The sequence below is a fragment of the Acidimicrobiales bacterium genome (assembly GCA_035630295.1).
Lineage (GTDB): Bacteria > Actinomycetota > Acidimicrobiia > Acidimicrobiales > Iamiaceae > Iamia.
Genome location: DASQKY010000050.1, coordinates 46,134 through 58,372 on the forward strand (window position 1 = coordinate 46,134; position 12,239 = coordinate 58,372).

At 73.6% G+C, this 12,239-nt stretch carries 9 protein-coding genes; 5 read left to right on the forward strand and 4 right to left on the reverse strand.

Features of this window, described 5'->3' with window-relative positions; genetic code table 11:
- Window positions 1-115 precede the first annotated feature (115 nt).
- Window positions 116-3,253, forward strand: a complete 3,138-nt coding sequence (locus tag VEW93_13960; GenBank protein ID HYI62895.1) for an AAA family ATPase — start codon at window positions 116-118, stop codon at window positions 3,251-3,253.
- Here the strand turns inward: VEW93_13960 and VEW93_13965 are convergent.
- The 3 genes from VEW93_13965 to VEW93_13975 form a co-directional block, all read right to left on the reverse strand.
- A complete protein-coding gene (locus tag VEW93_13965) occupies window positions 3,250-3,408 on the reverse strand; it encodes a hypothetical protein (protein HYI62896.1) in 159 nt (52 codons plus the stop codon). The two genes, VEW93_13960 and VEW93_13965, sit on opposite strands and share 4 nt — an antisense overlap.
- Window positions 3,409-3,556: 148 nt before the next feature.
- Window positions 3,557-4,261: a hypothetical protein gene (locus tag VEW93_13970; GenBank protein ID HYI62897.1), complete on the reverse strand. Its 705-nt coding sequence runs from the start codon at window positions 4,259-4,261 to the stop codon at window positions 3,557-3,559.
- Window positions 4,258-6,744 carry a hypothetical protein gene (locus VEW93_13975; protein HYI62898.1) on the reverse strand — a complete coding sequence of 829 codons (2,487 nt, stop codon included), beginning with the start codon at window positions 6,742-6,744 and terminating at the stop codon, window positions 4,258-4,260. The genes VEW93_13970 and VEW93_13975 overlap by 4 nt, the downstream gene beginning before the upstream one ends.
- Before the next feature lie 166 nt (window positions 6,745-6,910).
- On the opposite strand from VEW93_13975, the gene VEW93_13980 reads away from it, so the two are divergent.
- The 4 genes from VEW93_13980 to VEW93_13995 all read left to right on the forward strand — a co-directional run bounded on the left by VEW93_13980 (window position 6,911) and on the right by VEW93_13995 (window position 9,761).
- Window positions 6,911-7,597, forward strand: a complete 687-nt coding sequence (locus VEW93_13980) for a hypothetical protein (GenBank protein HYI62899.1) — start codon at window positions 6,911-6,913, stop codon at window positions 7,595-7,597.
- 492 nt (window positions 7,598-8,089) lie between these two features.
- Window positions 8,090-8,848 (forward strand): hypothetical protein, encoded by a 759-nt coding sequence (locus VEW93_13985; protein HYI62900.1) that lies wholly within the window; start codon window positions 8,090-8,092, stop codon window positions 8,846-8,848.
- Between the two features lie 67 nt (window positions 8,849-8,915).
- Entirely contained in the window at window positions 8,916-9,536 is a 621-nt protein-coding gene (locus tag VEW93_13990) for a class F sortase (protein HYI62901.1), read from the forward strand.
- Window positions 9,537-9,605: 69 nt separating this feature from the next.
- A complete protein-coding gene (locus tag VEW93_13995; GenBank protein ID HYI62902.1) occupies window positions 9,606-9,761 on the forward strand; it encodes a GPGG-motif small membrane protein in 156 nt (51 codons plus the stop codon).
- 28 nt (window positions 9,762-9,789) lie between these two features.
- On the opposite strand, the gene VEW93_14000 is transcribed toward VEW93_13995, so the two are convergent.
- Window positions 9,790-12,189 carry an EAL domain-containing protein gene (locus tag VEW93_14000; GenBank protein HYI62903.1) on the reverse strand — a complete coding sequence of 800 codons (2,400 nt, stop codon included), beginning with the start codon at window positions 12,187-12,189 and terminating at the stop codon, window positions 9,790-9,792.
- Between the last annotated feature and the right edge of the window lie 50 nt (window positions 12,190-12,239).

The following is a 12,239-nucleotide window of genomic DNA, read 5'->3' on the forward strand; positions in this document are numbered from 1 at the left end:
GCCTCCTCGTGTGGCTGTCACCCGACTGGGCGCGAGATCACCGGTCCACCGCGGAAGGTCCCGTCTGGCACATCGCCAGACCCGAGGGCCCGCCGGGGCGGCGAGAATGGCCGGCGTGTCCGACGGAGCGACCCTCCCCGAGCTGGTCGGCCGGTCGCGCCCCCTGGCGCAGCTGGCCGAGGCGGTCGACCGGGGCCTGCACGACGGCCGGAGCACGGTGCTGGTCGCCGGGCAGGCCGGCATCGGCAAGACGTCCCTGGTCCGGGCGGCGGTGGCCGGCGCCGGGGCCCGGGTGGGGTGGGGGACCTGCATCGACGTCGGCGGCGCGCCCGGCTACTGGCCGTGGACCCAGGTGCTCGACGGTCTGGTCCGCTCCGTCGGCCTCCCGCGGGCCCGCCAGCTGGCGGGCGACGACGCGCCGCTGCTGGCCACCATCGCCCCGGCCCTGGGGGAGCCCACGGACGGCGAGGCGTCGGACCGGGCCCGGCTGCTGCTGATGGACGCCACCGCCCGGTTCCTCGACGCGCTGGCCGGGGCCGGCCCGCTGGTCGTGGTCCTCGACGACCTCCAATGGGCCGACGAGTCCTCGCTGGTGCTGCTCGACTTCGTGGCCCGCGCCCCGGGACCGGCGGGGTTGTGCCTGATCGGGGCCTACCGGCACGACGAGCTGGCCGACGGGGTGCGCCGGCACCTGGCGCCCCTGGTCAGCCACGGGCACCGCATCGAGCTCGACGGCATCGGCGTGGACGCGGTGCGGGCCCTGGTCGAGCGGGTCTCCGGCCGGCCCGTCGACGGAGCCCTGGCCGCCGCCGTCCACCAGCGGACCGGAGGCCACCCCTTCTTCGTGCGAGAGGTGGCCCTGGCCGCCGACCGGGCCGGCCTCGGGGCCGAACACGTCCCCGGGGCCGTGCGCGACGCCATCGGGCGCAAGGTCGACCGGCTGCCGGCCGCCACCCGGGCCATGCTGGAGGTGGCCGCCGTGGCCGCCCCCGAGCTGCGCCCCGACGTGCTCGCCGCGGCGCTGGGGTCCTCGACGGTGGAGGTCGACGTCGCCGCCCGCCACGCCGTCGAGGCCGGCGTCTTCACCGCCGGGCCCGACGCCCTGCGCTTCACCCACGACCTCTGGCGCGAGACGATCCTGGCCGGGGTCGAACCGCCCCGACGGATCGCCGTCCACCGCGCCGTCGCCGCCGCCCTGGAGGATCGGGCCGCCCGGCGCGGGCCGGTGGTGCCGTCCGAGGTGGCCCGCCACTCCATCGCCGCCATCGCCCTCGACGGCCCCGAGCGGGCCACGCGCTGGGCCCTGGAGGCGGCTGCCGCCGACAGCGCGGCACTGGCCTTCGGGGAGGCGGCGGCCCAGCTCCGGCGCCTGCGGGCCGCCGTCGCCGACTCGGGGGCCGGCCTCGACGACCACCGGCTGGTCGACGTGCTCCTGGCCGAGTCCGAGGCCCTGGCCCGGGGCGGGAGCGCGGTGGACGCCCGCGGCCTCCTCCGAGTGGCCCGAGACGTGGCCGACCGGGCCGGCGACACGGCCCGCACGGCGCGGGTGGCCCTGGCCACGGCCCAACTCGGCGCCCGCTTCTCGGCCCGGCGGGACGAGGTCGTGGCCGAGCTCGAGCACGCCCTGGCCGCCGTCACCGCCGGTGAGGCCGACCCCGTCCTGGAGGCCCGGCTCAGCGCGGCACTGGCCCGCGAGCTCCAGCACTCGGTGGCCGAGGACCGCCCCCGGGCCGGCCCGCTCAGCGAGCGCGCCCTGGAGCTGGGGCGCCGCACCGCCGATCCGGCCACGCTGGCTGCTTGCCTCCTCGCCCGCCACGACGTGGTCTGGACCCCCGGCACCGCGGTGGAGCGGGCGGAGATCGCTGGCGAGATCGTGGAGGTCGCCGTGGCCGCCGGTGACCCGGAGCGGCAGGCCGACGGGCACCTGTTGCTGGCCAACGCCCTCCTGGAGCAGGGCTCGGGCGCCTACCGGGCCGCCCTCGACCGGCACCTCGCCCTCCTCGACCAGCTGGCCCAGCCCCGCCACCGCTACGTGGCCGAGACGCGCCGGGCCTGCCTCCACCTGCTGGGCGGCGACCTGGCCGCGGCGGCGGCCACGATCGACTCCGCCGTCGCCATGGGCGAGCGCATCCGGGAGCCGGACACCGGCAACGTCGCCATGTCCCAGCGCCTCGAGCTGGTGCGGGCCGGCGGCGACCAGGACGAGCTGCGGGCCTTCGCCCGCGCCGCGGTCGAGCACTGGACCGGAGCGCCGATCCACGCCCACGCCGTGGCCGCCGGCTTCCACACCCGGGCCGGGGACCTCGACGCCGCCGCTCACCACGTGGCCACCGTGGTGGACCTGGGCACGTGGCGAGCCGATCGCTCCTACCTGTGGTCGGTGCTGGTGCGGGAGCTGGCCTGGGCCGCCGCGGCCCTCCAGGACCGGGAGCTGTGCTCCGACCTGCTCGACGACGTGGCCCCCCTGGCCACCACGTGTGGCGTCAACGGCGCGGTGGTGGCCTTCGCCGGGTGCCACGCCCACACCGCCGGCCTCCTGTCGGCCGCCCTCGGCCGCCACGACGCGGCCCGGGCCTCGCTGGAGAGTGCGGTCGAGACCTACCGGCGCCTGGGCGCCGCCGGCTGGCTGGTCGAGGCCCGCCACGCCCTGGAGGCCATGGCCCCGGCGTCGAGCCCGTCGGCGGCCGCCGCCTCGATGCGACGCGACGGCAACCTGTGGCACCTGCGCTTCGCCGGGCGCTCGGCCACCACGGCCCACACCAAGGGCCTGGCCGACATCGCCCGCCTCGTCACCGCCCCGAACACCGACGTCCACGTGCTCGACCTGGCCGGCGCCAGCGACCGCTCGGGCCCGGCCGGGACCGTCGTCGACCGCCGGGCCCTCGACGCCTACCGGGGCCGCCTGCGCGACCTCGACGACGACGCCGAGGAGGCGGCCCGCCACCACGACGAGGGACGGATCGCCCGGGTGGCGGTCGAGCGGCAGGCCCTCCTCGACGAGCTGGGACGGATCACCGGCCCGGCCGGTCAGCCCCGCCAGTTCGCCAACCACCCGGCCGAACGGGCCCGCAAGGCGGTCACGGCCCGGGTCCGCGACGCCATCCGCAAGCTGCACCCGGTCCTGCCCGAGCTCGCCACCCACCTCGAGAGCACCATCATCACCGGCACCTACTGCCGCTACCGGACCGACGAGGCGTGCTCCTGGTCCGTCGACCTCGGACGGGCACCTGACGCGCCGGACCCGGGCCGCTAGCGCGGCGGGCGCTCCCGGCGGCCGGCCGGCCCGCTGCGGCTGTCGCGGAGCCGGCCCAGCATGTCCTTGGCCTTCTGCTGGTTGGCGGGCTTGCGGACCTCGTTCCACACCTTGCGGGCCAGACCCGCCTTGGCCGCACCGCTCAACAACCCCATCGTGACCTCCTCGTCGTCCTCCGGGACCGCTCGCCGGGCTGCGCCGGTCCAAACCAGCCCGGGACGGTCTCCCCTGTCACGGCTGCCGACAGGACGGTCGCGGTAGGCGGTGCCGACGGGCAGGCCCCGGTCCGGCCCCGGGGCCAGCTCAGGGCGAGGGGAGGGGCTTGATGCGGGCCAGGTCGTCGACGTCGAGGGTCTCCAGCGTGGGGCGCCGGCCCAGGCGCCGGAGGACGGGCTCGACCTCGGGCGCGGGCTCGTCGCCGGTGTAGGCCTCGATCCACCGCCGCACGGGCGCGCTCTCCACGTGGGTGCCACCGAGGGGGTGGAGCGTGATCAGCAGCATGCCGGGGACCGGAGCGCGCCCGGGGGTGAGGGCAGGTTGGACCCAGGGCAGGTCGAGGAGCCGGGCGCCGTGGCGGGCGTAGAACCGCAGGCGGGCTGCGGGTCGTTCGTCGTCGGCCTCGGGCCAGAGCCGGGGGTCGTGGACCTCGCCGACGACGAGGGCCGCCGGCCCCCGGGCCCAGTCCGCCACCAGGTGGTCGAGGAGCTCGCCGCCCACGCCGCGGCTGCGACTCCCCGGCCGGGACGCCAGGTAGGACAGCAGGCCGACCTCGCCGGGCCCACCCCGCTCCTCGGCCGACGCGCCCAGGACGATGCCGTCCTCGACCAAGGCGGTGGCGGTGAGGGCCCCGGCCACGACGAGGTCCCGGGTCGTGTCGCGGTCCCAGATCTCGTCGGTGGAGAAGGAGGGGAGCAGCACCTGGTCGACGACGGCGTCGAGGAGGGCGGGATCGGCGACGATCTCCCCGTGGGTGCGGACGGCCCGGGTCCGGCCCCCGGTGGGGGTCATCGGGCCGGCTCCGGCCGGTCGGCCCACCGCCACCGGACGACGGCGATGACCACGGCGATCAGCAGCACCAGCTCGGCCGCCCCGATGGCCACCCCGGTCAGGGTCCCGGCCTGGTCGACCACCTCGTTGTTGAAGAACTCGAAGAGCCCGGCCAGGCCCACGATGCCGATGACGGAGATGAACAGCTCGACCCACCAGGTGCGGTGGCGGGCGCTCTCCGCCTCCAGCTCGCGCAGCCGGTGCATGCGGCGCTCGGTCAGCTGCGTGACGCGCGCCTGCTGGTCGACCAGCAGGTTCAGGGAGCGGTCGATGAGCTCGCCGACCTCGACGATGCCGCTGGCCACCATGAGGCGGTCGAGCAGGTCGCGCTCGGCCCGGGTGCGCAGCAGCCGGGGGGAGGAGAAGTGGCGGAGCATGGACCGGACGACGACGATCTGCTCGACGATCTCGGTGCCGAAGGCGATCAGCTCGTCCAGGGTGACCTGGGCGCCCGCCGAGTTCCCGGCCAGGACGGCGTCCGGGCCGTCGGGGTCGCCCGCCACCCGGGCCTGGTGGGCCGAGACGTCCTCGGTGGTGCGGTGCACGGCGTCCTCGACCCAGGCCGCCCACGAGTGGTAGACGCCGCCGAGGCGGGCGTTGAACTCGGCCACCTCCTGGTAGCTGAGCACCGCCCAGTTGGGCAGGTCGGGCAGCCAGAGCACGGTGACGTCGCCGGCGCAGGTGAGCCGGTCACCCGGCAGCGCCAGGGCCCCGAGCAGGTCCTCGGGGGCCGGGGCCTCGTAGCGCACCCACTCGTCGAGGCTGGTGGCGTGGCGGCGCTGGGGGAGGTGGAGGACCGCCGTCCCCACCACGGCCCCCCCGGGGACGACCGGTGGGGCCAGCCGGTCCACCTCGTGCCGCCCCCCGTCGGCGTCGACGGCGATGGCCCGGTCGACGCGGACGACGACGTGGCGCCCGGCCCGCAGGTCGTTGTGGCCGCAGGCGGCCCGGACCTCCTCGGCCCCGGCCCGTCCGTGGTCGCGCAACAGGCTGGAGGCCTCGATGGTGAAGCCGCGGATCAGGTCGGAGGCCAGGTGGGCGAACCACGTCCAGCCGATGCCGTCGTGGTGGGGCGCGCCGCCCGGGCGGGGTGGCACCGCGGTGGCGATCCGCTCGCGCCCGCACTGGTGGCCGGCCCGCCGGATCAGCTGGTCGAGCTCGAAGGGGGTCCACGGGTCGGTGGTGGTGGCGCCGTCCGGCCGCCGGCGCCCGGCGCCGGTGGGGATCACCACCCGGACGCCGTGGTTGCCCACCGACGATATGCACAGCTCGACGTCGATGCCCTCCCAGACCTCCTCGTCGTCAGTCCCCGCCGCGGTGGCCAGGTCGACGCCCCCGACGAGGGCCAGGCGGGTGACGTGGTGGACGCGGGAGCGGGACGTGGTCGCCTCCTGGTCCCACCACGAGTCGGAGAGCCGGAGCTCCTGGGTGCGCACGGCCAGGCCCGCCACCTCGGCCAGCGGAAACCGGGCGACCAGCTCCTCTAGGTCGTGGGGGTCGCAGCCGGGCAGGCCGAAGGGGTAGACGAAGACGACCTCGCCCTCGACCACGTGGAGCAGGGGGGCCTCGGCCACGTCGAGGAGGTCGGCGAGGGCATGGGCGTGGGCCCGCTGCTCGCTGGCCAGCACCACGTCGATCTCGTCGAGGGCGGCGGCCGCGTGCCGGCAGGTCGCCACCGCCGCGGCCAGGGCATCCCGGTCGGCCGGTGGTGGCGACCCCCCGTGAAGTCGGCCGCGCACGGTTCGCCGCCAGGCCCCCGAGGCCTCGGCGGCGGCGGCCACGGCCGGGTAGTGCACGGTCAGGGCCTCGGTGTCAGACAGCAGGATCCCGCTCAGGGCGGCCAGGTCCGACGGCGGCTCGTCAAGAGGTGGCTCCCGGGCCACGAGGGGCTCGAGCGCGGCGTGGGCGGCGGCCACCGGGGCGGCGACGGCCGCCGCCTCACGGGCCATGAGGCCGGCGCTGCCGCAGAACATGGCGTTCTCGGCGTCGAGCTGGATGAGGAGCGTGTCGTAGAGGAGGTCGAGGGCGCGCAGCACCCGCTCGGCGTCGGACGGATGGTGGCCATCGGTGTGCAGGGCATCGGTGGCGGCGGTGGTGAAGGCCCGGAGGAGCGGGTATTCGTCGCTGTTCTCCCACCGCACCAGGAGCCAGAAGTAGATCCAGGCCGCGGTCAGCGCGGTGGTGGTCCCGCTGGGGTCGGCGCGATCGGCGCCGCGGAGGATGGCGCCGAAGGAGGGGACGTCGACCTCGCCGTCGCGATCGTTGACCGCCGCCTTCCAAGCGTCGTCGACCAGCGCGGTCAGGCGCCCGCTCGGGAGCCCGAGCCCGCTCAGGTCCCCGAGGGCCGCGTCGACGGACAGCCCGAAGGTGCGATCGTCCCGCTCCTCCCACTCGGCCTCGATCGAGTCCCAGTCGAAGCGCGTGCCTTCCCGACCACTCACCATGTGTCGCGTCCTCCCGGTCCCATCACCAACCCGGGGCGAGGCTACCCGGGGCCCCGTGAGGGCTGGGCCGAGCCCGACCATCGCCCTCCAACGCCCTCCGCTCACGGACGGCAATGCCCGATGCCCATACTCGCCCGAGACCCCTGTCGCACCGCGAGGAGACACCATGAAGCGACACGTGCACCGGGTGGCGGCGGTCGCCGTCGCCGCCCTCACCGGCTGGATCGGCCTGGCCGCCCCGGCCTCGGCCACCGTCCACAGCTTCGACACCGAGGCCGTCTCGGCCCAGCTGGTCGGGTTGCTGCGGGAGCGCGACATCCCCCACCAGGGCAACCCCTCGCTGTGCCCCGGCTCGTCGACGTTCACGGGCACGATCGACGACTCCACCACCACCGACAACATCACCGGCACCCTCACGTGGACCGGTGACTCGATCGACCTGTTCACGATCACCGACGTCTTCCAAGAGGTCTACACCGGGACCTCGTCGGGGAACGCGGCGGGCGACTTCGACCCGGCGACGGGCAGGTTCCGGCGCATGCGGTTCCCGGACATGTCCGTGACCGTCTACCGCCTCGACGCCGAGACGTGCACGCCGGTCGAGACGCTGTGCAGCTACGAGATCGACGGCTTCCGGGCCCGGGGTCGCCTCCGCGGCGGCGCCACCCTCCCGCTGGCCACAGGTGACCAGATCGCGCTCCGGGCCGAGGGCGAGCTCACCATCGATGCCCTCTGCCCCCCGCTGATCGACCCCGATCCAGCCCCGCCGCTGCCCATCACCGTCCCGGTCACCATCGACGCCAACCCCAACGACCCGGCCGGCTACAACCGGGCCATCTACGAGCAGGTCTGAGGGCCGGCTCGCCTGCAAAGGGCGGGAACCCGAAGGGGCGGTGGAACGATCCAGCCCCTGGCCACAGGGGCCAGGGGCTTGGAGCGCGCTGATCGTCTGCGACCGGGCCCTGATCAGAGGCCCGACATCTGGTGCCCTTTTGGTCTGGGTCGTTTCGCGCGGCTCGGCAAGGTCGGGGGTCACGCTGGTCGACCCGGGACTCCCTGCCGGCCGTGCAAGAGGGGGTGCAACCCGGCGGTGGGGGAGACATCGACGAGATACTGGCCGGCGGCGCGCCCAACCCGGCGACCACCGACGTCAGCCAGGGCTAAAGCGGACGACGGGATGCGAGCCCGCGACCCTTCCCTCGGGATGTCCGTGGCCGCCATGTCTCGGGCCCTCCAATCCGGCGATGGGGGGACGACGAACGCGCAGGGAGTCAATCGCGGCGGGCCGGCCGGCTTGCTCCCCCATTCCCGACGTGAAACGAGTGATGAGATGAGACGATTTCTGATGGCCGCGGCAACCGCCGCCGGCCTGGTGTTGGCGACCGGTGCGCCGGTCATGGCCCAGGCCCCAAGTGAGCAGGTGCTGCAGGCGGACCTGACCGAGCAGAACGGTTCCGGCGCCGCGGCCACCGCCACGGTGACCCTGCGGAGCGGTGAGATGACCGTCGAGATCCAGGGTCGCGGGTTCACCCCCGGCGAGGCACCGCACGCCCAACACATCCACGGCGTGCTCGGCCAGGACAGCGCCTGCCCCACCGCGGAGCAAGACGCTGACGGCGACGGCATCGTCACCACCTCGGAGGGTCAGGCCACCTACGGGCCGATCCTGGTCTCGCTCACCACCGAGGGAGCGATGGACCCCATGGCCGACGCGCTGGCCGTCGATCGCATGCCCGCCGCCGACGCGGAGGGCAACCTGAGCTACTCACGGACCTTCCCGATGCCGGCGAGCGTCGGCGATGACATCGACGCCCTCCACATCGTCCAGCACGGCGTCGACTTCGACGACAGCGGGGCCTACGACGGCGACCGCATGAGCGACCTCGACCCGTCGCTCCCCGCCGAGGCCACCGATCCGGCCAACTGCGGCGAGATGGTCGCCATCCCCATGGGTGGCGTGCAGACCGGCGGTGGCGGCATGGCTGGCCACGACATGGGCGCGGACACCGACAGCGGCTCCGGCGTCCCGATCGCCGCCTACGCCCTGAGCGGGGCAGCCCTCGCCGTGGCCGGAGGCCTCGTGCTCCGTCGCCGTGCGGCCTGAGAGCCAGTAGGTGCACATGTTCCCCCTCCGCCTGAGTCGTGTGCTGCTCACCGCCACCACGGTCCTGATGGTGGCCTGCGGAGGTGGCGATGAGGCAGGGGACCGGGCTTCCACCCGGTCCCCTGCGCCATCGTCGGTGACCCCTTCCCCCTCGGCGTCCGCACCCTCGAACGCTGATGTAGGGACGACCGTGCCCCCACCGGCGCCGACCGGGGTTCCCGGTGGTGAAGCCCTGCCGGCCCAACCACGGGGAACGCCGGCTCGAATCGTCATCTCGTCCATCGAGGTCGATGCCCCGGTGGTCGATCTGGCTCGCAACGCGGATGCGTCCCTCGCCGTCCCCGACTGGGAGAAGACCGGTTGGTGGGAGCGGGGCCCCGAGCCGGGCCAGCGCGGTCCAGCGGTCGTCGTCGGCCATGTCGACTCGACGAACGGCCCCGCCGTGTTCTCCCGACTCGACGAGCTCCGACCCGGAGCGGTCATCGAGGTGGCCCTCGATGGGGGTGGCGCGGTCCGCTACGGCGTCCTCCGCACGGAACGCTTCGCCAAGGACGCCTTCCCCAGTCTTGCTGTCTACGGCCTGACCCCGGGACCCGAACTGCGCCTCATCACCTGCGACGGGGAGTTCGACACGGCGACGGGCCACTACGTCGACAACCTCGTCGTCTTCGCCACGGCCCTGCCCTAGGCCGACGTGCCGATGCCAGGGGGTCGAGCGCGGTGGTTGGGGGAGATTCCTTGGGGGAGTGGGCCCGTCATGAACGCGACCGTGCTCTGGATCATCGCCGCCGTCCTCGTCGTCGTCGGGATCGTCCAGCTCTTCCAAGGGCAGATCCTCTTCGGCGTGGCCTTGATCGTCCTTGGCTGCCTCGTGGGGCCAGGTGGTGTCTCGATCTTCCGTCGCACCGCCTGAAGGCTCGTAGACGGGGATGGCGACGGCGTCAGTCGGTCACGTCGCTCGTCGGGGTGGGCGGTCGGGCGGGGGCGAGGAGTTGGGCCTCGAGGGTGTGGGGATCGAGCGGGCGCGAGAGGAGGAACCCTTGGGCCTCGTTGACGTGCTGGCCGCGTAGGAGGTCCATCTCCTCCACCGTCTCGACGCCTTCGGCCAGGGTCTTCAGGCCGAGGTCCTTCCCGAGCTGGACAAGGGTCCCGATGAGGGCCTTGGACTCGGGTGAGGTGGCGATGGCGCTGGTGAACATGCGGTCGATCTTCAGGCAGTCGACAGGGAACTGCTGCAGGTAGGCCAGCGAGGAGTAACCGGTGCCGAAGTCGTCGACGGCGACCCTCACGCCGAGGTCCTTGATGGCCCGCAGTCGCCCGGCGGTGGCCTCGGCGTTGCGCATGAGGGCGGTCTCGGTGACCTCGATGATCAACGAGGTGGGGTCGAGGCCGCTCGTGGCGAGGGCGTCTCGGATGTGGCCGAGGATGTCGTCCTTGTCGAGCTGGCGACCTGAGACGTTCACGGAGATGTCGAGGATGTTGCCGGCCGCGTGCCAGGCCGCCATCTGCTCACAAGCCTGGTGGAGGGCCCAACGGCCGACATCGTTGATCTGGCCGGTGTGCTCGAGGATCGGGATGAACTCGTCGGGCTGGGTGAGGCCGCGGCTGGGGTGGTCCCAGCGAAGAAGCGCCTCCACGCCGATGAGGGTGAGGTCTTCGAGGTCGTAGATGGGTTGGTAGACGAGGTGGAACTGGCCCTCGTCGAGGGCTGATCGGAGATCGAACTCGAGCTCGATGCGCTGGAGGATCCCGGTCTGCATCCCTGGGTGGAAGAACTCGTAGCGGTCCCTCCCGGCGTCCTTGGCCTCATAGAGCGCCACGTCGGCGTCGCGGAGGAGCTCGCCCGCCGTCGCCCGGTCGCCCAGGGCGATGCCGATGCTCGTGTTGACGATCAACGGCATCGTCACCCCCGTCAGCTCGAAGGGTTGGCGCATGACGTCGAGCACCCTGCTGGCCACGAGCTCCGGAGCGACCTCGAGCCGGCCCCCGTCGAGCAGGACGACGAACTCGTCGCCGCCCATCCGGCCGATCGTGTCCGCGTCCCGCAAGGTGCTCCTCAATCGGGCTGACACCGCCATGAGCAGCTGGTCACCCGCCTCGTGGCCCAGGGTGTCGTTCACCTTCTTGAACTCGTCCAGGTCGATGAAGAGGACCGCCCCCTCGGTCTTGTTCCGTCGGTTCCTCGCCAGCAGCTGCTCGATGCGGTCCATGATCAGGGCCCGGTTCGGCAGGCCCGTCAGAGCGTCGTGCGAGGCTTGGTGACGAAGCTCGCCGGTCTTCTCTCCCACGAGGCGCAGGGCCCGCTGCTGGCCGGTTCCGAGAACCAGCACCAGCAGGCCGAGGAGGATGCTCACCATCACCCCGGTCACCAGCAGGGCGGTGGCATCGTCGTTGGAGAGGATGTCACCGGAGGCGACGGTCCCGAAGGTCTTCACGGTCCAACCGTTGTTGAGACTGATCGTCGACGCCTGGGCCCCCTCCGGAACCTGACCGGCCGAGAACGCGACATCCGTCGTGGCCCCGTCGTAGTGCATCGTGACGGCAAGGCCACGATGGTCCGTGAGGGCCCGCTCCAGCACTGCGGTCTGGTCCAAGGTCATGCCCAACACACCGACGAACCCGGCGCGCCGGGCGGCCTGCGTGGTCGGCACTGCGCCGCCGAGGTAGATCGGGACCTGCGCACCGAGGCGCGTCAGGCCGTTGGCGTCGACGATCGGTTCGTAGGAGCTCTGTCCGGTGTCCCGGGCTCGGACGATGGACGCCGCCACGTCGGGCGCGGCGCAGTAGTCGAGGCCCGCGGGTGGGACCGACGTCAGGTCTCGGAGGTCCCCGACCGCCACCAGGCAGTAGAAGGGCCGCTTGCCGGGGGGCGTCACCTCGAAGCCAGCGCCGGGCTCGTCGACCCCGGCGCTGAGATTCTTGGCCGTGACGTAGGCGTCCAGGTCTGACGCCGGGACGATCACCAGGTGGGCCAGCGCCTCGAGCTCCGGGTACCGCTCGAAGGCCTGCACGGTGGTCATCCACTGCTGGAGCTCAGGGTAGGTGGCATCCGGGTGTTCGAGGACGAACGCCCCCGCGTTCACCACCAGGGATTCCTCGTCATGGATCGTCGTCTGCAGGCGTGACGCGATCTCGGCCGACGACTGATCGAACGCCTGGCGCGCCTCGCCGGCGGCGTTCTGGGCCACGGACTCGGCGGCGACGGCCGCGCCCACGGTGCCTCCGACGACCAGGAGGGCGGCGACCGCGGCCCAGAGGTGACGCCGTCGGGAACGCCCCTCGAAAGGTCCCGGACGCGACGGTGTGTCGTGTCTCGGCGGGGCTCCTGGGCGCTTGCCCATCACTGCTCCCAACAACGCAATTGTCACGACCCAGATGGGTCGCCCCTCTC

Excerpts from the sequence above, each read along its gene's own strand:
- VEW93_13965 (HYI62896.1), bottom strand. The coding sequence starts at position 3,408 with ATGGGGTTGTTGAGCGGTGCGGCCAAGGCGGGTCTGGCCCGCAAGGTG.
- VEW93_13970 (HYI62897.1), bottom strand. The coding sequence starts at position 4,261 with ATGACCCCCACCGGGGGCCGGACCCGGGCCGTCCGCACCCACGGGGAG.
- VEW93_13975 (HYI62898.1), bottom strand. The coding sequence starts at position 6,744 with ATGGTGAGTGGTCGGGAAGGCACGCGCTTCGACTGGGACTCGATCGAG.
- VEW93_13980 (HYI62899.1), top strand. The coding sequence starts at position 6,911 with ATGAAGCGACACGTGCACCGGGTGGCGGCGGTCGCCGTCGCCGCCCTC.
- VEW93_13985 (HYI62900.1), top strand. The coding sequence starts at position 8,090 with ATGGCCGCGGCAACCGCCGCCGGCCTGGTGTTGGCGACCGGTGCGCCG.
- VEW93_13990 (HYI62901.1), top strand. The coding sequence starts at position 8,916 with ATGGTGGCCTGCGGAGGTGGCGATGAGGCAGGGGACCGGGCTTCCACC.
- VEW93_13995 (HYI62902.1), top strand. The coding sequence starts at position 9,606 with ATGAACGCGACCGTGCTCTGGATCATCGCCGCCGTCCTCGTCGTCGTC.
- VEW93_14000 (HYI62903.1), bottom strand. The coding sequence starts at position 12,189 with ATGGGCAAGCGCCCAGGAGCCCCGCCGAGACACGACACACCGTCGCGT.